This window comes from Pseudomonas sp. CCC3.1 (assembly GCF_034347405.1).
GTDB lineage: Bacteria > Pseudomonadota > Gammaproteobacteria > Pseudomonadales > Pseudomonadaceae > Aquipseudomonas.
In genome coordinates, this window is sequence record NZ_CP133778.1 from 2,439,488 (window position 1) to 2,461,795 (window position 22,308).

Annotated in this window: 21 protein-coding genes; 13 read left to right on the forward strand and 8 right to left on the reverse strand. The window is 58.1% G+C overall.

Annotated elements, in window-relative coordinates; translation table 11 throughout:
• Positions 1–35 precede the first annotated feature (35 nt).
• On the forward strand, positions 36–488 hold the full coding sequence (locus tag RHM56_RS11110; protein WP_322241228.1) for a GNAT family N-acetyltransferase: 453 nt from the start codon (positions 36–38) through the stop codon (positions 486–488).
• 106 nt (positions 489–594) lie between these two features.
• A complete protein-coding gene (locus tag RHM56_RS11115; RefSeq protein WP_322241229.1) occupies positions 595–1,746 on the forward strand; it encodes an alpha/beta hydrolase in 1,152 nt (383 codons plus the stop codon).
• A 187-nt stretch (positions 1,747–1,933) separates the two neighbouring features.
• Here the strand turns inward: RHM56_RS11115 and RHM56_RS11120 are convergent, their stop codons facing one another.
• Positions 1,934–3,091 (reverse strand): GGDEF domain-containing protein, encoded by a 1,158-nt coding sequence (locus RHM56_RS11120; protein WP_322241230.1) that lies wholly within the window; start codon positions 3,089–3,091, stop codon positions 1,934–1,936.
• Positions 3,092–3,164: 73 nt separating this feature from the next.
• Positions 3,165–4,562, reverse strand: a complete 1,398-nt coding sequence (locus RHM56_RS11125; protein WP_322241231.1) for an MFS transporter — start codon at positions 4,560–4,562, stop codon at positions 3,165–3,167.
• Between the two features lie 129 nt (positions 4,563–4,691).
• On the opposite strand from RHM56_RS11125, the gene RHM56_RS11130 reads away from it, so the two are divergent.
• From RHM56_RS11130 to RHM56_RS11140, 3 genes are read left to right on the forward strand one after another with little or no spacing between them, the layout of a single operon-like run.
• Positions 4,692–5,315, forward strand: coding sequence for a metalloregulator ArsR/SmtB family transcription factor (locus tag RHM56_RS11130; RefSeq protein WP_322241232.1), 624 nt, complete (start codon positions 4,692–4,694; stop codon positions 5,313–5,315).
• Positions 5,316–5,350: 35 nt separating this feature from the next.
• Positions 5,351–6,151, forward strand: a complete 801-nt coding sequence (locus RHM56_RS11135; protein ID WP_322241233.1) for a GNAT family N-acetyltransferase — start codon at positions 5,351–5,353, stop codon at positions 6,149–6,151.
• 11 nt (positions 6,152–6,162) lie between these two features.
• Positions 6,163–6,624: a GNAT family N-acetyltransferase gene (locus RHM56_RS11140; RefSeq protein ID WP_322241234.1), complete on the forward strand. Its 462-nt coding sequence runs from the start codon at positions 6,163–6,165 to the stop codon at positions 6,622–6,624.
• 49 nt (positions 6,625–6,673) lie between these two features.
• Here the strand turns inward: RHM56_RS11140 and RHM56_RS11145 are convergent, their stop codons facing one another.
• The 4 genes from RHM56_RS11145 to RHM56_RS11160 form a co-directional block, all read right to left on the reverse strand.
• Positions 6,674–7,450 carry an energy transducer TonB gene (locus RHM56_RS11145; protein WP_322241235.1) on the reverse strand — a complete coding sequence of 259 codons (777 nt, stop codon included), beginning with the start codon at positions 7,448–7,450 and terminating at the stop codon, positions 6,674–6,676.
• A 71-nt stretch (positions 7,451–7,521) separates the two neighbouring features.
• A complete protein-coding gene (locus RHM56_RS11150) occupies positions 7,522–10,464 on the reverse strand; it encodes a TonB-dependent receptor (protein WP_322241236.1) in 2,943 nt (980 codons plus the stop codon).
• Between the two features lie 104 nt (positions 10,465–10,568).
• The gene (locus tag RHM56_RS11155; RefSeq protein WP_322241237.1) at positions 10,569–11,528 is read right to left on the reverse strand and encodes a FecR family protein; all 960 of its coding nucleotides are present in this window, start codon (positions 11,526–11,528) and stop codon (positions 10,569–10,571) included.
• Positions 11,521–12,060: a sigma-70 family RNA polymerase sigma factor gene (locus RHM56_RS11160; protein ID WP_322241238.1), complete on the reverse strand. Its 540-nt coding sequence runs from the start codon at positions 12,058–12,060 to the stop codon at positions 11,521–11,523. The genes RHM56_RS11155 and RHM56_RS11160 overlap by 8 nt, the downstream gene beginning before the upstream one ends.
• A gap of 248 nt (positions 12,061–12,308) precedes the next feature.
• Here RHM56_RS11160 and RHM56_RS11165 point away from each other — a divergent pair, with 248 nt between their 5' ends.
• From RHM56_RS11165 to RHM56_RS11190, 6 genes are all read left to right on the forward strand, one after another.
• Positions 12,309–12,998: an HAD-IA family hydrolase gene (locus tag RHM56_RS11165; RefSeq protein WP_322241239.1), complete on the forward strand. Its 690-nt coding sequence runs from the start codon at positions 12,309–12,311 to the stop codon at positions 12,996–12,998.
• A gap of 81 nt (positions 12,999–13,079) precedes the next feature.
• A complete protein-coding gene (locus RHM56_RS11170; protein WP_322241240.1) occupies positions 13,080–13,754 on the forward strand; it encodes an MgtC/SapB family protein in 675 nt (224 codons plus the stop codon).
• A 298-nt stretch (positions 13,755–14,052) separates the two neighbouring features.
• Positions 14,053–15,000 (forward strand): sugar ABC transporter substrate-binding protein, encoded by a 948-nt coding sequence (locus RHM56_RS11175; protein ID WP_322241754.1) that lies wholly within the window; start codon positions 14,053–14,055, stop codon positions 14,998–15,000.
• On the forward strand, positions 14,997–16,547 hold the full coding sequence (locus RHM56_RS11180; protein ID WP_322241241.1) for a sugar ABC transporter ATP-binding protein: 1,551 nt from the start codon (positions 14,997–14,999) through the stop codon (positions 16,545–16,547). The genes RHM56_RS11175 and RHM56_RS11180 overlap by 4 nt, the downstream gene beginning before the upstream one ends.
• On the forward strand, positions 16,534–17,532 hold the full coding sequence (locus tag RHM56_RS11185; RefSeq protein ID WP_322241242.1) for an ABC transporter permease: 999 nt from the start codon (positions 16,534–16,536) through the stop codon (positions 17,530–17,532). Before RHM56_RS11180 ends, RHM56_RS11185 begins: the two co-directional genes overlap by 14 nt.
• Positions 17,529–18,503, forward strand: a complete 975-nt coding sequence (locus RHM56_RS11190) for an ABC transporter permease (protein ID WP_322241243.1) — start codon at positions 17,529–17,531, stop codon at positions 18,501–18,503. Before RHM56_RS11185 ends, RHM56_RS11190 begins: the two co-directional genes overlap by 4 nt.
• 69 nt (positions 18,504–18,572) lie before the next feature.
• Here the strand turns inward: RHM56_RS11190 and RHM56_RS11195 are convergent, their stop codons facing one another.
• Complete coding sequence (locus tag RHM56_RS11195; protein WP_322241244.1) at positions 18,573–19,991, reverse strand: PLP-dependent aminotransferase family protein; 1,419 nt, start codon at positions 19,989–19,991, stop codon at positions 18,573–18,575.
• Between the two features lie 123 nt (positions 19,992–20,114).
• Here RHM56_RS11195 and RHM56_RS11200 point away from each other — a divergent pair, with 123 nt between their 5' ends.
• Complete coding sequence (locus RHM56_RS11200; protein WP_322241245.1) at positions 20,115–20,567, forward strand: carboxymuconolactone decarboxylase family protein; 453 nt, start codon at positions 20,115–20,117, stop codon at positions 20,565–20,567.
• A 7-nt stretch (positions 20,568–20,574) separates the two neighbouring features.
• Here RHM56_RS11200 and RHM56_RS11205 read toward each other — a convergent pair whose 3' ends face one another.
• Positions 20,575–21,165: a CGNR zinc finger domain-containing protein gene (locus RHM56_RS11205; protein WP_322241246.1), complete on the reverse strand. Its 591-nt coding sequence runs from the start codon at positions 21,163–21,165 to the stop codon at positions 20,575–20,577.
• Between the two features lie 173 nt (positions 21,166–21,338).
• Here RHM56_RS11205 and RHM56_RS11210 point away from each other — a divergent pair, with 173 nt between their 5' ends.
• Positions 21,339–22,211: an alpha/beta hydrolase gene (locus RHM56_RS11210; RefSeq protein WP_322241248.1), complete on the forward strand. Its 873-nt coding sequence runs from the start codon at positions 21,339–21,341 to the stop codon at positions 22,209–22,211.
• The last annotated feature ends 97 nt before the right edge of the window (positions 22,212–22,308 follow it).

Consider the following 22,308-nt stretch of genomic DNA (forward strand, 5'->3'; position numbering starts at 1 on the left):
ATCCATCTGCTGATTCCAGATACGGACGACTGACTATGCCGATACGCAAACTGACCCACGATGACCTGCCTTGCGCCAGCAACCTGTGCATGGATGCATTCATGCAGGCCGTTGCGCCTTCGCTGTCGGCGCAGGGCGTAGAAACATTCGCCAAGGTAGCAGCAGCGCAAGCGTTCGCCGAACGAATGGAGGGTAACCTGATACTGGTCTGTGTTGAGGATGGAACGATTACCGGGTTGATCGAACTCAAGGAAGGGCGCCACGTGGCGATGCTGTTTGTTGCGCCGGGCTGGCAGCGTAACGGCATCGGCATGCGCTTGATGAGAGCGGCAATGGAGCACACCAGAGGAGAGGTAGTGACGGTCAAGGCATCATTGTCTTCGGTAGCCGCTTACGAAAAGTATGGATTCGTCCTGTCAGGGGACGTGGGAGAGTTCGCGGGTCTGGTCTATCAGCCGATGGAGAAACGGTTGCCTTTAATGTCCTAAGATTTGCCCAAAATCGGACGGCGTAATTTCGCTAAGCGATGGCTTTTTGACATATCGTAATGTTAGCCCATAATAATCTTGATAATTTATTAACGAGGAAAAAATCATGAAAGCAACTTTGCTCCTTCATATTATGATTTTATTTCTCTTGAATGGTTGTCAAGCAACATCTGAAGTTGTTAGTGAAGGCGGTGTAGCTGAGCCTAACGCAGGCTATGGAGTAAATACAGGCGCAGTCGACAATAGTGAACCCGGGGTTATTCGGCCAGCTACTGATGTTGCCCATGGGGTTGTTAAAGTTTTGTTTGCAACAAACAGAAAACAGCTGGGCTCAGAGAACTGTGCAGAGGCATATAGTGGTCGTCGAGGCAGTTTTGGTGATACTAAATACGGGTATTGCATGGTCTCTATTCCGGTTGGACATGAAGTTGGTGTGATTGAGGAAAGGAGGTGGTATCAGTTAAAGGAGGATCCTGACAGGCATGTGATGCTCTTGGACGGACAAACGATCAGTAAGCAAGAATTTGATAAATTGCTTGATTTGGGATTGGTTAATAAGTCGGATTCTACTTTGCTGTTTGTGCACGGCTACAACGTCAGTTTTGCTGATGCCGCAAAGCGCACCGCGCAAATGGCTTATGATTTAAAGTTCTCTGGTGTTCCCTTGTTTTTTAGCTGGCCCGCAAATGGCAAGGTGCTTTCGTATGCTGCTGATGAGGCCAGCATCGAATGGTCAGAGCCTGCATTTTATAATTTCCTTGTCGATCATCTTTCTAACCCTAAGATAAAAAAGACTTTTCTAATTGCGCATAGCATGGGAAATAGAGCAGTTTTGAGTTCGTTGGCGCGCTTAAAACTTGAGCATCCTAATTTGCGTTATAAACTGAAAGAGGTCGTCTTGGCTGCCCCAGATGTGGACGCTGAACAGTTTGTCGACATCATTATCCCGAAAATAGCTGACTCTAAGGCGCCGGTTACTTTGTATGCTTCGAATAGAGACATGGCTTTGCTGACTTCCAAGAGGCTTCATTTTTATGAGCGCGCTGGTGATGTACCAGTGGTTATAAAAGTATATGGCGGCGTGGAGTTTATCGATGCGAGCGCTGTTAAGACGGATTTCTTAAATCATTCTTATGTGTCGGAGTCTAAATCCGTTATAAATGACATTCTTGATTTGTTCGGTGGGAATCGTCCTGCTAATAGAAGTGGTTTGCGTGTAAGGGAAACCCAGGTGGGGCAATATTGGGAAATCAAGTAATTACAGTATGAATGTCAGAAGTTGGAGAGCTACCGATGATCAAACGATCAGAACAAGGTTGCTGTCCGAGAAGTGGATAATCGAATACTACCAGGATGGCAATCAGCCCCCCGGTAATGATTGTTCTCTGGTTTATTGATCGCTTATGCCCCGTAGTGTGTTGAATCTTGATTCACGCCACCCAACCTCACTCACCCTGCGTCCTATCCACCAGACGCAGGCTATTCCTGCCTCCGCGTTTGGAGGCGTACAGGGCGGCGTCTCCCTGCTCGATCAGTTCACTAAGGCTGGTGGGTGGGCGGTCAAACAGTTCGGCGCCGATGCTCAGGGTCACCGCTTGCGGGGTGGCGAATGTGTGTGAGGTTGCGAGGTAAAACGGGTCGCGCAGGGCACTGCCCAGGGCCTCAATGCTCTCACTTGAGGCGTTGCTCAACAGGATCACGAACTCGTCGCCGCCCAAGCGTGCGGCCAGTGCGCCTTTTGGGAGTACTGCACGAATGATTTCGCTCAATGTCACCAGTAGCCGGTCGCCCGCCGTATGGCCAAACAAGTCGTTGATCAGTTTGAAGTTGTCGATGTCGATCAGTAGCAAGGCTCCCGGTTGCGTGGGCGAGACCCCGTTCAACAAGGGCGGGGCACGCATTTCGAGGGCGCGGCGGTTGTACAGAGCGGTCAATGGATCACGGGCGGCCAGCCTGGCAATGAGTTTTTCGCGCCGGTAGCGCTCGGTCCCGGTCATCGATAATGCGATCAGCATGATTGCCATGGACCCTTCGACCAGTGAAATCTGAATGATCTCGCCCCTGAACGCCGCCAGGTCGATCAGTTCACCGGGTATCACTGCGGTTAACGCTTTGGCGAGATAAAACAGCCCATGGATCAACAGCACATAACGCAACTGCACGGCCCCCACGCTCAACGATTTACCGTGAGGGCGCAGCAGCCAACTGGCTTTGAGGGTCAGCACGGCCACTAGCAGTGAGTTGGCCAGTAGCATGATTCGCGACCATGACGGCTCATTCGGGATCAGCAGCAGCGCGGGCCAGATAACGAACGTCAGGTACCAGCCCCGTGACAGGCGCGCCTGGGTGAAGCGCGCCACGCCCAGCAGAAACAGCCAGTGGGCAACCACCAGCAGGCCATTGGCGAACCAGATGCCGATCAACAGCAGCCCGCTGCTGCGCAACAGCGCCAAGGTCGAGCCCACGGCAATCGTTGCAAAACCCGCGCTCCAGCACAGCAGCGAAGGTTCGCGGACGCTGCGCCATTCAATGGCCAGATAAAACGCGGCGGCAGCGGCCAGTGCGATGCTGAGGGTCAATAAGGTGAGGGGGTCGAGCGCCATAAAATGTTCGGTTTGTCTGATAGGCAGGAATGATGGCAATTGTATGCGCATTCACTCACCCTGCGGCACGGACTTATAGACGCGTTGCCCGTCGCGCCATCACCAGCGCCAAGACTGGCGCCAGAGCAAACAGTCCAAACAACCATTGCGCCGCGTTGGCGATGCCCACACTGTCGGTTGCATCATTAATCCCTGCCATGTTGGCGATCACGCCTGCCAATGCCGCGCCCATTGCCATGGCGAACAGTTGCAGGGTGGTAATCGACGCGGCGGCCGTGTCTTTATCGCGCTCCGAAGCCACTTGCAGGATGCGCGTGAGCAGGTGCGGCCAACCCAGGCCTATGCCAAATCCCACCAGGAAGAGCCCGATGCAGATAGGCGCCAGGTGTGTCCATTCGCCCAGGCTTGCCATGGGTGTGGTGATTGCCAGCATCACCAACCCGCAAAGGATAAACAGCGGCCCCGCGAGAATGGCACGCTGCGTGTTGCGGCCCGCCCAGCCGGAGCTGAGGATTTCGGCAACGGTCCAGCCTGCGGCCATTAATGCAGTCATGTAGCCGGCAATCAATGGCGACTGCCCATGCAGGTGTTGCAGAAAGTACGGCATGAAGATCTCGCTGCTCATGCCGATCACCAACAGGCAGGTGGTGGCGTAGAGCGCGCACAGCGGCGTGCTGAATTTAAAGGCGTCTTTAGGCAGAAGACGAACCGTGGCGCTGGATTCGTGACGAATCAGCACAAACACCAGAACCGCACAGGCCGCGATGCCCAGCAAGTTCCAACTCGGCAGCGACGAAACGCTGCCAGAACACACCGCCAGCACCGCAGCGGCCAACAGTACGAGTTGCATCACAGGCAGGCGACTTTGAGTGACTGGCGCAGTGTCGCGTGGCGGCAGCGCGCGGTGGGTGAGGACGATGTACGCAAGGCTGATCGGTACCATCGAGCCAAAGGCCAGACGCCAAGCGTCCATTTCAGCGAACACGCCGCCCACCGCCGGCCCGACCAGTGTCGCGACGCCCCACATGCCTGACACCAGTGCCATTGCACGTGGCCACAGACGCTCTTCGAATACCAGTTGGATCATCGAGTAACACAAGGCCAGCAATATCCCGCCGCCCAGTCCCTGAATCAGCCGTCCCGCCAGCATCACCGGCATGCTCGGCGCCAATGCGCAGATCAATACACCGACCATAAACACCAACGTAGCGATTGTGTAAGCCAGGCGCGGGCCTGTGCGTTGCAGCAGCTTGGAGGTAAGCGCGGAACCCAGGATCGAGGCCACCACATACAACGTGGTGCTCCACGCATAGAGTTCCAGCCCGCCGATCTCGGCGACCACTGACGGCAAAATGGTGGTCGCGATATAGGTGTTGGTCGCATAGAGCGCTATGCCACCTGAGAGCGCGATGGAGCGGGCCGCATTCTCGCCGAGGAGTAACTCTCCCCAGTTGCTGTCTTGGGTTTGCATCAGTGATTCCTTGTTCTGATTTTGCTGGTTTAAAACCTGGCGAATTGCATCAAAGGCAGGGTTGAGTTAATTTGCCAAGCAATTGCTTTGAATATTGCGACGAGGCTAAATATTTTGTCAAGAAATGACTTGGAAAATTCGCCAGCTTCCCCGGCAGATCGTTTGCTGCATCTGCTCAAGACGCGCGGTCCGCAGTTGGCCAGTGATGCGGGCGAGTTCCTGGGGACGACAGGCGAAGCTGCGCGTCAGCAACTCGTGAAACTGGCGGCGGGCGGTCTGGTGCAAGCCCACTCAGAGGCGCGCGGAGTCGGGCGCCCGACGCAAGTCTGGCACTTGACGGCGGCGGGGCATGCGCGCTTTCCTGACACGCACTCGGAACTGACGGTGCAACTGTTGCAGACGGTGCGCGAGACCTTCGGCGAGGACGCCATTGACCGCTTGATCGATGTCCGTGAACGTCAGACCCAGGCGTTGTATGAGCGGGAGATGGAAGGGTTGGTGGACTTGAAAGCGCGAGTCGAGCGATTGGCGCAGTTGCGTACGCGCGAAGGCTACATGGCCCAATGCAGCGAACAGCCGGATGGCGCCTTGATCCTGGTGGAGAACCATTGCCCGATCTGTGCCGCGGCCACCGCCTGTCAGGGCTTTTGCCGCGCAGAGTTGCAGGTCTTCGAGCACGTATTGCGGGCTAAAGTCGAGCGCGTGGAGCATATCCAGTTGGGTGCCCGACGCTGTGCCTATCGCATTGCTTGATCACAACGCACTTCAATTTGCTGGAGCACCTGTACATGGATGTCATCAACGCCACCGCTATCGAAACCGCTGAACGAGAGTACTTGCGCGCTCGCGTGCGCAACGTGGGTCAAATAGAGGGCAATCCGTACGGAGCCCGCATTTTTGCTAACGGCGCCTTTCCCTGTTTTCAGGTGAAAGCAGCCCCCAGTCCGATGTTCAATCGCATCCATGGCGATGTCTCGGCAGAGCCGCAAGCCATGGTCGACCTGCTACAGCAGAACGCTGCTTATTCGGTGGTTACGCCGCTCTTTGGAGCGGTCTCATCGCTTGAGCCGTTCATGTCTGTCGCAGGCCGTCGACTGGAGCGATTGAAGGGCTGGACGCACATGCAGTTAGCGTGTGCCATCGAACACGCAACACTGGGTCAGCACGCGTTCGACATTCAAGAGGCCACGCCGCAAAGCCTGCTCGCTTTTACAGAAGTCCATGCGAGCGGGTTCCATACCAAGCCCGCTCAACGTGCTGCCAGTCAGGCCTCATTCGGCAATTTGCACACAAACGACGCGTTGAAAATTTATGTCATTCAAGAGGCGGACAAGGTGGTGGCAGGTGCTTCGCTGTATCTTGCCAGCAACGGTGTGGCTTACCTGGGGACTGCGGTGACTCAAAAGGGGATGCGCGGTCGCGGGTTTCACGCAGCGCTTATCGCTCACCGCATAGCGCAAGCCAGAGAACAGGGCGCCGTAACAGTCGCGGCAACAGCGTTGGCCTCCTCGCAAAGTCGGCGAAATTTGCAGCGTGCAGGCCTGCACGTTTCTCACGCTCAATCACTCTATCGTCTATTGGAAAACTGAAGGTTTACTGCATGACCCAATACGCCAAAATCCGCTCCGCAGTTGCCAGCGATGAAGCCCAGATTCGCATCTGTGCTGAACATGCCTATACGCAATATATTGCTGCCATAGGCCGTAAACCCGCCCCGATGCTCGCGGATTTTGCGGCGCAGATTGCAGCGGGCCAGGTGCATGTTTGCGTCGATGAACACGATGACTTGCAAGGGTTTATCGTGTTCTTTGTCGTTGGCCAGCACATGTTTCTCGAAAATGTAGCGGTTTCAACTAAGGGGCAGGGCAAAGGTATCGGCAAGGCGCTGGTTCAGTTTTGCGAGACGCAGGCGCAACAACTGCGCCTGCACAGCGTTCTCCTTTATACCAATGCAAAGATGACCGCCAATTTGGCCATCTACCCGCGTCTCGGTTACGTCGAAATCGATCGCCGCCTGGAAGAGGGTTTTGATCGGGTCTATTTCGAGAAGCGCTTTAGCTAACCTGCTCCCACAGAGGCAGAGATCGCTAATGTGAACAACATGGCCGCATTTACTTCGAAAACACCACCGGCACCGTGAACCGCAGCTTGCTGCCTTCCGGTGGACGTGGCACTGGCGAGGCGCGGTTGATCATCTCCAGTGTCGCGTTGTCGAGGTCGCTAAAACCGGCAGAACGGATAACGCTCGCGCTCAAGACCTTGCCGTTGCTGTCGATTTCAAAACGCAGGTAAGCCACGCCGCGGTCACCGCGATCACGGGCGTTCTGCGGGTAGCGTTTGAAACGCTCCAGGTGCGCCAGCAACTCTGCTTCCCATTGCACTTTCAAGGCCGGGTCGGCCATGCCCCGTGAAGATTGTGTCGCCGCGGTGGTGGTAGCTGTTTGTGCGTCGAGTTTGGGCGGTGCCGTGGTCGCCGAGGAGGCCGGTTGTTCATCCTGCTTTTTCGGTGGTGCCTGGAATTGCGAACCTTCTTCGGGCGCGCTCTGGTAGGTGCCGTGGGCTGTGTCTTTAAGCGGGGATTTGGCCTGTTTGGCCGGGGACGGTTTGGTCGCTGGGGTGATTTTTTTCACCACCTCTTTGGGCGGTTGGGCAGACGGTGTGCTGATCTGTTTTTGCACCTGTTTGTCGGGTGCCACTTGCAGGTCTTCTTCGACCGCCTGAGCAACGGGCACGGCGGCCAGTTCGATCATCATCGCCGCCGGTGCCGCCTCGACCGAAGTGCTCGTCGAGGTGTGCAACAACCAGGCGGTGATGCCCGTGTACACGCTCAGGGTGATCAGTGTCGCCACGCTCCAGAGTGTCTTGCGTGATTGATTCAGATAGGTCATGGGCTCATCAATAGTAATCAACGTAAAACGGGATGCCGTTCAGGGCATCCCGTGTGTTAACGCGCCTCAGGTCAGAACTTGACCGTCAGCCCCGTACGCAGCGTGCGCCCCGGTGCAGGCATAAAGCTTTGCGCCAGCGGGTCGAGGTAATAGACGTTGGTCAGGTTTTGCACGCCGAAATCGATTTGGGTGCCCTTGTAGATTTCGTAGCTGGCGAACAGGTCGAAGATCGCCGATTTCTGGTAGTAGATCTGGTTGGTGGTGATGCCATCGTTCCACGGTTTGTTCAGTTTAGCGGTCGGCGCGCTGTTGTAGACCATGCGCCCGCCGAGTACCAAATGGTTGTCAAACCAGCGAGTGCCCACGGTGGTATTGATCGAATACTTGGGCGGATTTTGGGTGTTGGTGTACGACCCCGGGAAGCCACCGTCCACGCAGTTCGGCGTCGGCGTGCCGTCATCGCGCAGTTTCTGCGCCAGGTCCGGGGCACAGGTTTTGGCGTTCAGGTAGTAGGTGGCCGACACGTCAGTGAACACGCGACCCATGTCGTAGCTGGTCTGCAACTCGATACCCTTGACTGTGAAGCTGTCAACGTTTTGCAGATTGCCCGCAAAGATGTCGAGGTAGTCACGGGTGATGTAGTTTTCGATTTTGTTGTTGAAGTACGCCAGCTTGGCTGCGGCGGTATCGCCCTCAAGGAACAGATCGTTTTTCAGGGTGCTGGCACCCACTTCCCAATTTTTACTGTGCTCAGGCTTGAGGTTGGCCCCCGGCACGGCGGCGGTGAACAGGCCCAGCGTGGATTCGAACAGGCTCGGCATGCGCACGCCTTCGCTGTAATTGAGGTACACGAAGCTGGCGTCAGTGAGGTCGTACTTCACACCGAACGACGGCGTGAAAGCATGATCGCGACGTTCGATCGGCTTGGCATAGCTGTAGCTGGTGGCGTACTTCAGCATCTCGGGATCATCGGCCTCAACGCGGTCGTAGCCGGTGCTGCCGACGGTGCCTTTTTCATACGGTGTCGCGTTGAGCGAGTCTTGGGTGAAGTTGCCTTGCTGGTCCGGGCGCCAGTACACATAACCAATGCGGTCTTTGCCTTTGTACAGCCAGGTCCAGCGCACCGGGCGGGTGCCAAAGGTCGCAGGTGAGGCGAGTCGGTTGTGGTCCTTGCTGCTGAATTCGCTGTAGCGGCCGCCCACGGTAAAGGTCAGGGGCTTGATCGGTGCCCATTCCAGCGAACTCACCAGGCTGCCTTCCTGACGGTCGCCGCTGCGAATAAAGCGGTTTTGCTCCAGGTCAGATTGCAGCACCGGGGAATTGTCATCGGGGCGCAGTTTCTCTTTTTGGAAGGAGCCGCCGTAGTACCAGGCGAGCTTGCCGATTTGCGTATCGAAGCGCGAGGTGTTGCTCACGTCCACCCCCCAGCGATTGTCCTTGGTGCGATTGCGCAAGGCGTCCTGATAACCGTCCTCACCCAATTGATCTGGTTCGCCTTCATAGCCAAACAACGGGGTTACCGTGCTCAAACCGTTGAACGCTTCGCTCTGGGCCTTGGTGGTCCAGGCGTTAGCGCTGAAATCGATCAGCGGGTTATCTTCCGGCTTGAAGGTGTAGCGCGCGGTGTAAGCGTTGATCCGCATGCTGCCGGGCTGCCACTGCGGCACAGTGCCGGTCTTGTTGCGGATGATTCGCGACGGCATCACTTCACCGTATTCGCCATCGGTGTAACGGTAGGTCAACTCAAGGGCTTGATCGGGTGACGGTTTGATAATGGTCTTGAGCAACACCGATTCGGTGTCGGTAGAGGTATTGAGCACCTCGTTGCCCGCCTTGAATACCTTGGCCGGGCTATTGGCTTCTTCGGTGACGTAGATGTACTTCTTGGTGGCAGGATCGTAGCGGCGTACTTGCTGGTACACCTGGTATTTCTTGAAGCCCTTTTTACCGGCGTAGTAGTTGCCGCTTTCGCGTTGGGTGTAGGCACCGACAAAGTCAATCATCTCGCTGGTGCTGGCGAACGCCACGCTGCCCGAATGCGCCTGCGGGTCGAAAATGCTGTTGCTGCCACTGCGCGGCGTTGCGTTGTACGCGTGCGGGCGATCAACGCTGTTGCTGGAGATGTCACCTTTGAGGCGAACACCGTAGGTCTCGCCGTCTTTGAGGATGTCCTTGGGCTGCAAGGTTTTCATTTTGACCATGCCGCCGATGGCGCCTGCTGCATCGGCGCCAAGGCTTGGGCCTTTGTCGACCGTAATGTCGCTGATCAGGTCGGGGTCGATGTAGCTGCGCTGCTGCATGCCGCCGTAACCGCGATAAGCGTCAATGGCTTGCTGGCTGCCATCGATGGTCACCGGCACGCGGCTCTGGCCCTGAATACCACGGATGTTGACGTCCAGTGCACCGCCGTTGCGGGTGTCACCGGTTTGTACGCCAGGCACGCCTTTGAGAATGTCGGCGGGGGATGAACCCCGGAAGCGATTGATGGTTTCGCCAGAGATGTACACGCTGGAGCCCGCTTTGGTGTAGACCTGCGCGGCCGAGCCGGTCAAACGGCTGGTCTGGCCGCCTTTGATCGTCACGGCGCCGAGCATTTCGGACGCGTCCAGCCCGTCATCCAGGTCGGCGTCGAGGCCTGCACTGGCCGCGCCGCGCGGGCTGAGGATAAGACTGCGCTGGCTGTCGATTTTCCAATTGACGGGCGCATCGCCAAGCAACTGATGCAACGCTTGCTCATTACTGAAGTTACCGCGCAGCGCGGGTGCTTGCAGGCCGTCCACCAGCCCGGCAGCCAAGCCCAATTGCAGATTCGCTTGCCGTGCAAAAGCGCTCAGGGCGCTGGTCAGGGGTTGGGCCGGGATGTCGAAAAAGCGGGTAGCCTGATCACTCGGCAGCGCGTTGGGTTCTGCCGCTACCGCCGACGGCGGCTGAAAAATCGCGCTGTTGATCGCCACACACAGTACGGCCAGCGCCACCGGTACTTTGGAGTGCGCAACGTGTGATCGGTTACCCATGTGTCATCGCCTTATGTTTTTTGGTATTACGATTCATTCGCAATACAAGGAGCTACAAAGACGTACACCTGCGGTTTTTTTTTCAGCAATAACGAAAATAATTGTCATTTGGCGGTTTTTTGGTTGCCTATGACCGTCAGCAAAGGGGAGTACTGACGCACTTCACCGCCAATCGGCGCCACCAGGGCTTGCAGCGCGCGTTGGGTATCGCGCATGTCATACAGGCCTGTGACACGCTTGTTGGCCAGTGCCGGGTCATTGATCACTATCCAGCCGCGCTGGTAGTGGTCGAGTTGCTCGACCACCTGAGCCACGCTGGCATTTTCAAAGAACTGCGCGCCATTGATCCAGCCCGCGACTTCAGCCGGCATCACCCGCGATTGAGTGGCGTTGCCCGTTTTTCGGTCGATCCACAAACGCTGCCCGGCGCCGAGCCGATAGTGCTGGTTGACGCCCACGGTGCCTTCGCGCACTTCGACACTGAGCCCGGCATTGCGCTGCGCCACGTCGAAAGCCGTGCCCAGCACGCGGATAACCGCTTCTTCGCTGCGCACCTCAAACGGTTTTTGGGCGTCGTGTGCCACATCAAAAAAAACTTCACCCTGCACCAGCGTGACTTGCCTTAAATGATCGTTGAAGGTCACATTGACCGCGCTTTGCGGGGCCAGGGTCAGACGGCTGCCGTCGCTCAAAGTGACCTCGCGGGTCTGCGCCGTGCTCGTGCTGTAATCGGCGCGCCAGCCGGGGTTTAACACCAGCGCTGCGCACACGGCCAGGGCGCTGACGCACGCGGCGGCCAGCCATGGCAGGCGAGCGTGGGGCCGCAGCGGTGTGACATTCGAGGGCGCTTGCGGCCAGTGTTGCTCAGTGCTGGCGGGTTGCGCTGCGAGTGCTTCCCAGGCGCGATTAACCTGCGCCCAGGCTTCAAAATGTTCATCGTTGCTGTGCAACCAGCGATCGAAGTCTTCGAAGCGCTCGGGCTGATGTTGCAAGTCCAGCAGCCACTGGCCGGCGTCTTCGAGGCTTTTAGCCGAGACAGTCCGAGGCAGGAGGGCGTTATGCATACGGGCGTTCCTTACAGTGCGCGCTGGGGGCAAGGTCGTGGGTGGCGACGCTTGAGGCCAGGTGAACAATGGCATCCTTGACCAGACGATGGGCGCTGGAAAGCGAGATGTTGAGGTGATCGGCAGTTTGCTGCAACGTGAACCCGCCCAGACGATGCATCTCGACTGCAATACGCATTTGTTCGGGCAAGCTCGCCAGGGTCGCGGCAATGCGACTGGCATCATCGCCATGAACCACCCGTTGCTCCGGCGACAACTCCTGGCCAGGGCGCATCCACTGTGGCGGCGATTGTTGCTGACGTTTCTCGGTGGCCTGGCGGCGCACCGCGTCCAGCGCCAGATTGCGCACGATGCGATACAGATAGGCCACCGGTTGCTCCACGACCTCGTCAGTGCTGGCAAAAAAGCGCAAAAAGGCGTCCTGCACCACATCTTCGGCACGCGCATGATCGCCCACCACAACCTTGGCGTAGTTGATCAGTGCGGGGCGGTGGTCGAGATAGAGTTGCAGCCTGGCGGTAGTGTCGGTCACGGGGGAACTCAAAAAGTGATGAGCCTGGAAGCGCGGCGACGTTAAGTTAACTGAGAGTAATTATCAATACCGCTGTTTGTGTGGGCATCTGAATCCCCCTTTTTTCATTCAAAAGCAGGGCCGCTGCGCAACCCATCGCAGCCTGCGGCAGCGACTACGGGATTTCTCTGCTTAACACACTGGTATTCAGGTAACACGGGCAGTTATGGTGCGGAATCCTTTTAGCCCTTTGCCACGGATTTGTTGTGATGAACACACCGCGTACTGCTGTCGGCCCGATCAAGGCCGTGATTTTCGATATGGATGGCTTATTGCTGGATACAGAAGGTATCTACTCCGAAGTCACGCAAATCGTCGTCGAACGTTACGGCAAGACTTATGACTGGAACATCAAGCAGCACATCATTGGTCGAGGCGTTCAGGACCTGGCTGAGTACATTGTCAAAGCGCTGGAATTGCCCATCACCTGGAAAGAATTTTTGCTCCAGCGTGAGCCGCTGATGGCCGAGCGTTTTTCCAAAGCCCTCGGCATGCCGGGCGCTGAAGCGCTGGTGCGGCACTTGAAGGCTCACAACATTCCGATTGCCGTGGGCACCAGTTCGTCGAGCGGTGGCTTTGGTTACAAAACCACCTTGCACCGCGAGTGGTTTTCGTTGTTTGACACCATCGTCACAGCCGATGACCCGGAAGTCGGCGCTGCCAAGCCTGCGCCCGATATTTTTCTGACGGCTGCCCGCCGTTTGGGCATTGCGCCTGAAGATTGCCTGGTGTTCGAAGATTCGCCCTTTGGCGTAACGGCCGCCAAAGCCGCCAACATGACCGCCATCGCCGTGCCTGATGCGGCCATGGTCGACAGCAAGTATCACCACGCCGACCTGATCATCCGCAAGTTGGCGGAGTTTGACCTCGGGGCCTACGGTCTGCCGCCGTTGCGCTGAGGTTAATCCCGAGCCCCTTGATCCTTGGCTATGCTGGTGGCTTGTCCTGCATCGGCAGGCTGTTAAGGATGAGGGGTTTTCATGATTTCAGAGTGGGAAATGTGCGTGCGCTTGCTGCTGGCGGTGTTGCTGGGCAGCGTGATCGGTTTTCAGCGAGAGCACCTGTTTTGGACGGCCGGTTTGCGCACTCACATGTTGGTCGCAACCGGTGCTTGCCTGTTTATGATCGTCTCCGCTTTTGGTTTTCAGCAGGCGCTGACCATGCCGGGCACACAGCTGGATCCCTCTCGAATTGCTGCACAAGTGGTCACTGGCATCGGCTTTTTAGGCGCGGGTTCGATCATGGTGCGCGGGGACGTGATCAGGGGCCTGACCACGGCCGCGAGCTTATGGGCCGTCGCCGCCATCGGCATGGCCATTGGTAGCGGGCTCTATCTGCTGGCCGTCGCTGCGACGGTCATCATTTTGCTGACCTTGATAGCGCTGGGGCCGGTAGAGCGGCGCTATCGCGATTATGTAAAGGTGCATGTGGTCAAACTGATAGCGCCCACTGGCGTCGTCTCCTACTCCAGCCTGCAGCAACTGTTGGGCGAGCGTGCGGATCGCATCAAACAGGTGATCGTTGAGCGCGGTCCGGACATGGGCACCGAAAGCGTGATCGTCCAGTTCGGAAAAACCACCCGGATAGAAGCAGTGGAATTATTAAAGCAAATCCTGACCCTGCCCGGCGTGCGCGAAGAACCGGCCCCGCATTGACCCACATTCCCTTAGGAGCGAGCTTGCCTCGCGATCTTTAAAAAGATCAAGAGATCGCGAGGCAAGCTCGCTCCTACAGCGGTTTAGTGTTCGATATGCAACTGTTGGTAATCCAACAGCCAGACAACACTCTGTTGTGTATTTGCGCAGCTTCAGGCCTTTTTTCCTGCCGTAAAGCCCGGTTTCAGGCAGCGGCATGGTCTGTGCAGTGTTCCTGACAAACAACTCAGGAACCGCCTTCATGCCAGATGTCACCGCCCCTCAACCGCGTTTTCGTCGTTCCCGATTTCTGCACGCCATGGCGTTGGCGCTGATCAGCGTCGGTGTGGGCGCACAGGCTTTTGCTGACGACAGTGATGTGCCGTCGCTGGCCGGCAAGCGCATTGCTATCAGCATGACCGGCACCAGCCACTATTTTGATGTGAAGGCCTTCGAGGCTCAGGTCGCAGAGGTCAAGCGCCTCGGTGGCACGCCGATTACCCTCGACGCCGGGCGCAATGACAAGAACCTGGTCACGCAGTTGCAAACCGTGGTCACCCAGAAACCCGATGCAGTGATTCAGACCCTCGGCACCCTGAGCGTGATCGACCCGTGGCTCAAGCGCATCAGTAAAGCCGGGATTCCGCTGTTCACTATTGATGCGCCATCGCAATACAGCCTCACTAACACCACTTCAGACAACGTCGCTACGGGTAAAAACCTGGCCGAACAGTTGATCGCAGACAGTGGCGGCAAAGGCAATGTACTGGTGTTCAACGGCTTTTATGGCGTGCCGGTGTGTGCCATTCGCTATGACCAGCTCAAGCTGGCACTCAAGGACCACCCGGACCTGCACATCATCGAGCCCGAGCTGCGGGATGTGATCCCGAACACCGTGCAGGATGCTTACAGCCAGATCAGCGCGTTGCTCAACAAGTACCCCAAAGGCAGTGTCACGGCGATCTGGTCAGCCTGGGATATTCCCCAGCTGGGTGCCAGCAAGGCGCTGGTGGATGCGGGCCGCACCGAGATCAAAACCTATGGCGTTGATGGCACGCCCGAAGTGCTGGAACTGCTCAAACGCAGCGATTCGCCTGTGGGTGCGGTGGTGGCTCAGCAGCCCGCACTGATCGGCAAGACCGCCGTGCAAAACGTAGCGCGCTATCTGGCGGGCCAGCATGACTTGCCGAAAGAAACCCAGGTACCAACCTTGCTGACCACCGCCGCTAACATTGAGCAGGTGCAAAAGCTGCGAGGCGACCAGTGAGTGCCGCACCACCCGCTTTGCACCTGCAAGGCATTTTTAAGCGTTTCGGACCGACTCAGGCGCTGGACGGAGTGGACCTGCGGGTTGAGCGCGGGTCGATTCACGGCCTGGTCGGAGAGAACGGTGCGGGCAAGTCGACACTGATCAAAGTGCTGGCGGGCATTCATCGCGCAGACAGCGGCACGTTGGCGGTCGATGGGCACACGTTCACGTCGCTAAGCCCGCGGCAGATTGAAGCGCTGGGGGTGCATTTTATCCATCAGGAGCGGCTGTTGCCGCCGAGCTTCACCGTGGGTGAAGCCCTGTTTTTCGGGCATGAACTGCGTTGCGGGCCGTTTATTCGCAGGCGCGCCCAGGACCGTGAAGCCGCGCGCTTGTTGCGCGACTACTTCGACCTGGAGTTTCCGCCGGGGGCATTGGTCAGTGAACTGGACAGCGCCCAGCGGCAGATTTTGCAAATCACCCGGGCGCTGCTGGCCAAGCCAAAAATTCTGGTGTTTGACGAGCCCAGCGTGTCGCTGGTCAAGCGCGAAGTCGATCAGTTGCTGGCGATCATTCGTCGCCTGCGCGATCAGGGCTTGTCGATTTTGTACATCTCGCACTATCTGCAAGAAATCGAAAGCCTGTGTGATCAGGTCACAGTATTGCGCAACGGGCGCGCTGTGGCGGTGGTCGATCCGCGCAGCACTTCAAGTGCAGAGATTGCCCGGCTGATGGTCAATCGTGACGTCGGCGACATGTACCCCAAACCGAAGGTCAAATCGGGGGAGGTGGTGCTTGAACTCAAAGACCTTGCGGCGGGACAGGCGTATCGCGCCATCAACCTGAGCGTGCGCCGGGGTGAAGTCATAGGGTTGACCGGGCTGGTGGGCTCGGGGGCCAAGGAACTGCTCAAAAGCCTGTTCGGGTTGGTTCAGCCAGACCGCGGCAGCATCGCCTTGCAGGGCCGTCTGCTGCGTCTTAACTCGCCGCGCGATGCCGTGCGTCAGGGCATTGCGTTGGTTCCTGAAGAGCGTCGCAGTCATGGCGTCGCGCCGCTGCTTTCGGTACTGGAAAACCTGACCTTGGCCGGGCTGTCACGCTTCAGTCGCTGGGGGCTGCTGGATCGAGCCGCGCAAGTCCGGGAAAGTGAGCGTCTGATCGCCGAACTGGGGATCAAGACCGCAGGCCATGACGCGGCGGTGCAGCAACTCAGTGGCGGCAATCAACAGAAAGTCGCGCTGGGCAAATGGCTCAGCCGCGACGCTGCCTTGTACCTGTTGGACGAGCCCAGCGTAGGGATTGATATTGGCGCCAAGGTCGAGATTTATCGCTTGATCGGTCGTTTGGCCGAAGCAGGTGCCGCCGTGCTGGTGTTGTCGTCGGACTTGCCGGAACTGATCGGCATCACCGACCGGATTCTGGTCATGCACCGAGGCGAACTGGCGGGTGACTTCGATGCGCGCCACGTCGACAGTGATCGCTTGCTGGCCTGCGCGACGGGTGCCAGTGAGTTACCGGGCACAGTTGTTTATACCGAGCGGGAGGCAGAACATGCCGTCGTCTGAACTTCATACTCATCCGCGCCTTTCCCAAAGACTCGGACTGCTGGTGCTGCGTCGCGGCTCACTATTGGCATTTCTGCTGATTCTGGCGGTGTTCGCCGTGAGCGCCCCTAACTTTCTAAGCCTGACCAATATCGCCAATGTATTCGCCCAGTCGGCGATTCTGGGCATTCTCGCGTTCGGCCTGACCTGTGTGGTCATCGGCGGTGGTTCCAACGTAGTGTCGGGTGGCCTGGACTTGTCGTTGGCGGCTAATTTGGGGCTGTGCGCGGCGGTCTACAGCAGCCTCAACAATGCAGGCTTCAGCGCCGGGCAAGCGATAGGCCTGACGTTGCTCTGCGGCCTGGCAGTCGGTGCCCTGAATGGCGTGAGCGTGGTGGCCTTGCGATTGCCGCCGCTGCTGGCCACTCTGGCGAGCATGAACTTGATTGCCGGACTGGAGCTGGTCCTGACCCAAAACAGTGTGCTGCCCACCGACTCGGCCTTGCTCGACACATTGGCCAATGGCGTCTGGTTGCAGGTGCCCGCGCTTGCCTGGGTGCTGCTGGTGGTCGCGGCCGGTTTAGGCTTGTTGATTCAGCACAGCCCTTATGGCCTGCGGTTGTACGCGGTCGGCGAGTACCCGGAGGCGGCACGTGCCGCAGGGCTGGGGGTGGGCCGTTATGTGTTCTCCAGTTACCTGTTGGCCGGGGTGTGCGCGGCGTTGGCTGCCTTTTGTTCGGCGTCGTATTTCAGCGGCAGCACCACGGGTTCGGGCGAGATGCTGTTGTCGGTGGTCGCCATTGCCTTTTTAGGCGTGGTGTTCTCAAGACGGCTGGTGGCAAACATTCCCGGCACGTTATTGGCGACGCTGTTGCTGGGTTTTTTGATCAACGGTTTTCAGTTGTTGAACATTGCCAGTTTCTGGGTCAACGGCGTCCAGGGCGTGCTGATTCTGTTGGTGGTTGCCATGTCCAGTGCGTTGCGCAAAGAGGAGGGCGGACAATGACCGCGCTGGCTATCAATACCTCATCTTCATCGCTGTTGGCGCACGTGTTGCGCGGGATATTGCCGCTGCTGATTGTGATGATCGTCGCGTTCTTTGCGGCGACTGCGCCGGGTTTTTTGAGCGTGGGCAATTTGAGCAGCCTGGTGCTGAACAACTTCGTGCTGCTGGCGATTGTCGCGATTGGCATGACCTGGGCCGTGGCTGCCGGGGGCATCGACTTGTCAGTGGGCACCGCCGTCGACTTCGCCAGCCTGGCGTTTGTGGTGTTGCTCAATGCCGGGCATGGCTTGGGCGTCGCGGTGGCGGGGGCTGCACTGGCGGGGGCTTTGGTGGGCGGCTTTAACGCGGGTTTGATCGCCGGGCTTCGGATTACCCCGTTTCTGGCGACCTTGGGCACGTTGTTTATTGGCACCAGCGTGCAGCAGTTGCTGTCTGAGGGCGGCCAGCCGATCTATATCGCGCAAAACGTTTTGCCCGGTATCACGGCGGTGTCCTGGCTGAATGTGCCTTTGCCGCTGTGGCTGGTGGCTGGGTTGGCAGTGATCTACGGGGTGATTTTGGCCCGTGGACGACTGGGGCGGGAGATCCTCGCAGTCGGTACCCAGGCGCAACTGGCGCGCTATTCGGGGCTCTCGATACGCCTGATCATGCTCAAAGTCTTTATCGCCAGCGCAGTGGCCTGTGCCTTGGCCGGGGTTCTGCTGAGTTCCACGGTCAACGCGTACGTGCCGATGTCCGGCAATGCTTACTTGATCAACGCTATCGGTGCGGTCTTCATGGGCACGACCTTAAGCAGAACCGGGCGCGCGAACATTCCCGGGACGTTGTTGGGCGTGCTGTTTATCAACGTGATTGCCAATGGATTACTGCTGATTGGCTGGAATTTCTACTGGCAGCAAGTGGCCACCGGCGCGTTGATTCTGTTGGTACTGGCGTTCAGTTTTGCCAGTCGGCGCCTGACCCGCACATAAGAAAAGCCCCGTGCAGGCGCGCAACGCTAGCCCCACACAGAGGCAGAAATCACTTAAGTGAACAGTGCGTTACATCAGCGCCAATAGGCGTTCGCCCAGTGCCTGAGCGCTGGCCTGCGAGTCAATATTGGCGAAGCCCAGCAGCAGCGCTGAGGGCTTGTCACCCAGTTGGCTCCATTCGCTCAGCGCTTCGGCAAACAGACCGGCCTCACGCATGCGCTGTACCAGCAGGGTGTCTGACTGTGGCTCATTGAGCCGCAGGATCAGGTGCATGCCGCCGGGGTTGGCATCAATCTGGATGCGCTCGCCAAGCACGCTTTTCAGCCCGGTCACCGCTATGGCCCGTCGCTCGCTGTAGAGTTTGCGCATGCGCTGGATATGGCGGGCAAAATGCCCCTCGGCCATGAACGTCGCGGCGATGGCTTGATTCAGTTCGGGGCAACCGCCCTGAAAGGTCTGGCACGTGCGTTCAAAGCATTCCACCTGCGCCGAAGGAACGACCAGGTAGGCAAGGCGCATGCCCGGAAACAACACTTTGCTGAATGTGCCGCTGTAGAGCACCCGGCCCTCGCGGTCCAAACTTTTGAGTGCGGGCAGCGGGCGGCTGACGTAGCGGTACTCGCCGTCGTAATCGTCTTCGACAATCCAGGCCTGTTGTTGGCTTGCCCACTCCAGCAATGCCAGCCTGCGCGGCAACGACAGAGACACGCACAGCGGGCTTTGGTGTGCTGGCGTGACAATGGTTGCGCGAGCGCCGAGATGTGCATTTATTGCCTTGGAGATACACAGGCCGTCCTGATCAACCGGCACCGGGATAGGCGCCATGTGCAATTGTTCAAGCAGGCGTCGGGTCGGCGGGTAGCAAGGGTCTTCAATCAGCACCCGGTCGGCAGGTTGAAGCAAGGCATGGGTGATCAGCGACAGCGTCTCCCGATAGCCGCCTGTGACAAATACCTGCGCGGGCGAACAGGCGATGCCACGAGAGACCTGCAAATAGGTGGCAATGGCTGCGCGCAAGGCGTGCAACCCATACACCGACGGGTTGGCCATATTGGGGGGCTGCGTGCTGCGAACGCAGCGAGCGCCGATTTGAGCCCATATCTTGCGAGGGAAAACGTCCAGTGCCGGAAGGCCCATTTGAAAGGGCAGAATGGGCGACTGCTCACGGATCGCCAGCTGTGTTGTCGTGCGCCGGGCCGTCGGAGCGGGGTCTGACGTTGCAGTGCCGGTAATCCCCTGAGCGACGATGGTGCCCGCCTGACCACGTGACAACAGGTAGCCTTCGGAGGTCAGGAGCGAGTAGGCCGTGTCGATAGTGCCGCGGGCCAGCCCCAGTTCCTTGGCCAATGCACGGGCGGCGGGCACCCGATCTCCCGGCTTGAGCAAACCGGCGTTGATCGCCTCGCGGAATCGCCAATAGAGCTGGCGGTAAATCGGCTCGCTGGACGCAGGGTCCAGCGGGGAGAAGCTCGGGATTGAGGTTTGCATGGTTGGGCCTGGGGTAGATAGCCGTAATCTTGGTCTAGCGATAAAGCTAAATCATGGACCTTTTTGACAGGGCCAAGAAACCGCACTATGGCGCCACTGAACTCACCAAAGCAAGGGCAAAACATGAGCAAGCGTATCGACTATTCCAAGGCCTCCCCTGAAGCGTTCAAAGCGTTTGGTGGCGTGCACGTCGCGCTGCAAAACAGCGACCTTTCCAAGCAACTGATCGATCTGGTGTATCTGCGGGTGTCGCAGATCAATGGCTGCGCCTATTGCATCGACCTGCATTCGCGAGACCTGCTCAAGCTGGGCATGAGCGTCGACAAACTGGTGCTGGTGCCTGTGTGGCACGAAGCCCAAACGCTGTTTACGCCGCGTGAACAGGCGGCTCTGGCGTGGGCTGAAAGCGTCACCCGCGTCGCTGAAACAGGAGTTCCGCAGGCTGACTATGACGCGGTGACGGCGCACTTCAACGACAAGGAACTGGCAGAGCTGACCTACGCCATCGGGCTGATGAACGCCTACAACCGCTTTGGTGTGGCCTTTCGCATGGTGCCGGGCGCTGCCAAAGGTTAACTGTTCACTAGGGCTGAAGTTTACGTTTGCGAAACTCAGCGACTTTATGGCGATTGCCGCACAGCGCCATGCTGCACCAGCGCCGTTTATGGGCTTTGGTGCGGTCATAAAACCACAGCACGCATTCCGGGTGTTCGCAGGTGCGGATCAACTCGAAATCGCCCTGCACCAGCAACACAGCAGCGGCTTCGGCAATCGGGGCGAGGAACTGCTCAGGGGTCTGCTGCTTGCGCTGGCGCTGCAGGTCTAACTCGCCGGGGGCTGCCCACACCAGTTGCGGGTAGCTGACGGCCTTGCGCAAAAAACTGTTCAGAGCGCCAGGGTCGCCTTGTTGCCCGGCCTTGCGTCGCTCCAGCAGGTCACGAATCACTTCACGCAAATGCCTGGCCGCTATGAGCAAGGCACCTTCCTCGAATGCTGGCACTGCACCTTCTGCAAACCAGCCGAGACGCACCAGCCAACGCTCGACATTGGCATCGCTTTGCCAAAAATCCAGCGGCTCACCGTCAACATTGGCCAGCGTATTGAGCATGTCCAGCACGGGCTCATCAGCCAGTACATAGGGTTCAAGCGGTGCAGCAGGGGAGGCAGAACTCATGGTCGATCCTCGGAAGCAATGCGCAATCGTAACCGTTATTCGGTGCTCTGTGTAGTTACTGGCTCGCGGATGGTAACTGTAAAAATCTATTTGACAGGTTACACAATAAAGCGCAATTTTCGCCTCGAGTAACCCTAATAAGCGATTTAAGCAGTTACATGAGGAGTGCCGTTATGCCGTTTTCAACCCCAGTGGTGCGCTACCAGTCCGTCGATGCCGATGGTGTACGGGTGTTTTATCGTGAAGCGGGCGACCCTTCGGCGCCGGTCATGCTCTTGCTGCATGGTTTTCCCAGTTCGTCGCACATGTACCGCAACCTGATCCCGTTGCTGGCCACCCGTTATCGGGTGATCGCGCCGGACTTGCCGGGCTTTGGCTTCACTGAAGTCCCCGCAGAGCGCGACTACACATACAGCTTCGACAACCTGGCAATCACCTTGGGCCATTTCGTCGAAGCGCTGAAACTCACTCGCTATGCGCTTTATGTTTTTGACTATGGCGCGCCGGTCGGCCTGCGTCTGGCAGTGGCGCACCCGCAGAGGGTCAGCGCACTGGTGTCGCAAAACGGTAACGCCTATCTCGAAGGACTGGGGGATGCCTGGGCACCGATTCGCGCGTATTGGGCTGAGCCGAGTGCGGCTAATCGCGAGGTGATCCGCGCTGCTGTCTTGAGCCTGGAAGGCACGCGCTATCAGTACCTGCATGGGGTCGAGAGACCCGAATTAGTGGCGCCTGAGTCGTGGATGCTTGATCTGTTGTTGATGCAGCGGCCGGGCAATGACGAGATTCAGTTGGACCTGTTTCTCGACTATCGCAACAATTTGACCCTGTACCCGCAGTTCCAGGCGTTTTTCAAGGCTGCGCAAATTCCGACGCTGGTGATTTGGGGCAAGCACGATCCATTTTTCATTCCGCCGGGTGCCCACGCCTATAAAACCGACAACCCCAGCGCGGTGGTGGAATTGCTGGACACCGGCCACTTCGCGCTGGAGACCCATGTCGAACGCATCGCCGAGCGGATTCTGGCGGTGTTGCCGCGGGCATAAACCAACGTGTGAGAGCTGGCTTGCCAGCGATGGTTTCGGTGCGGTCTACCCACAAGATCGCATCGCCCACATCGCTGGCAAGACAGCTCCCACAGAT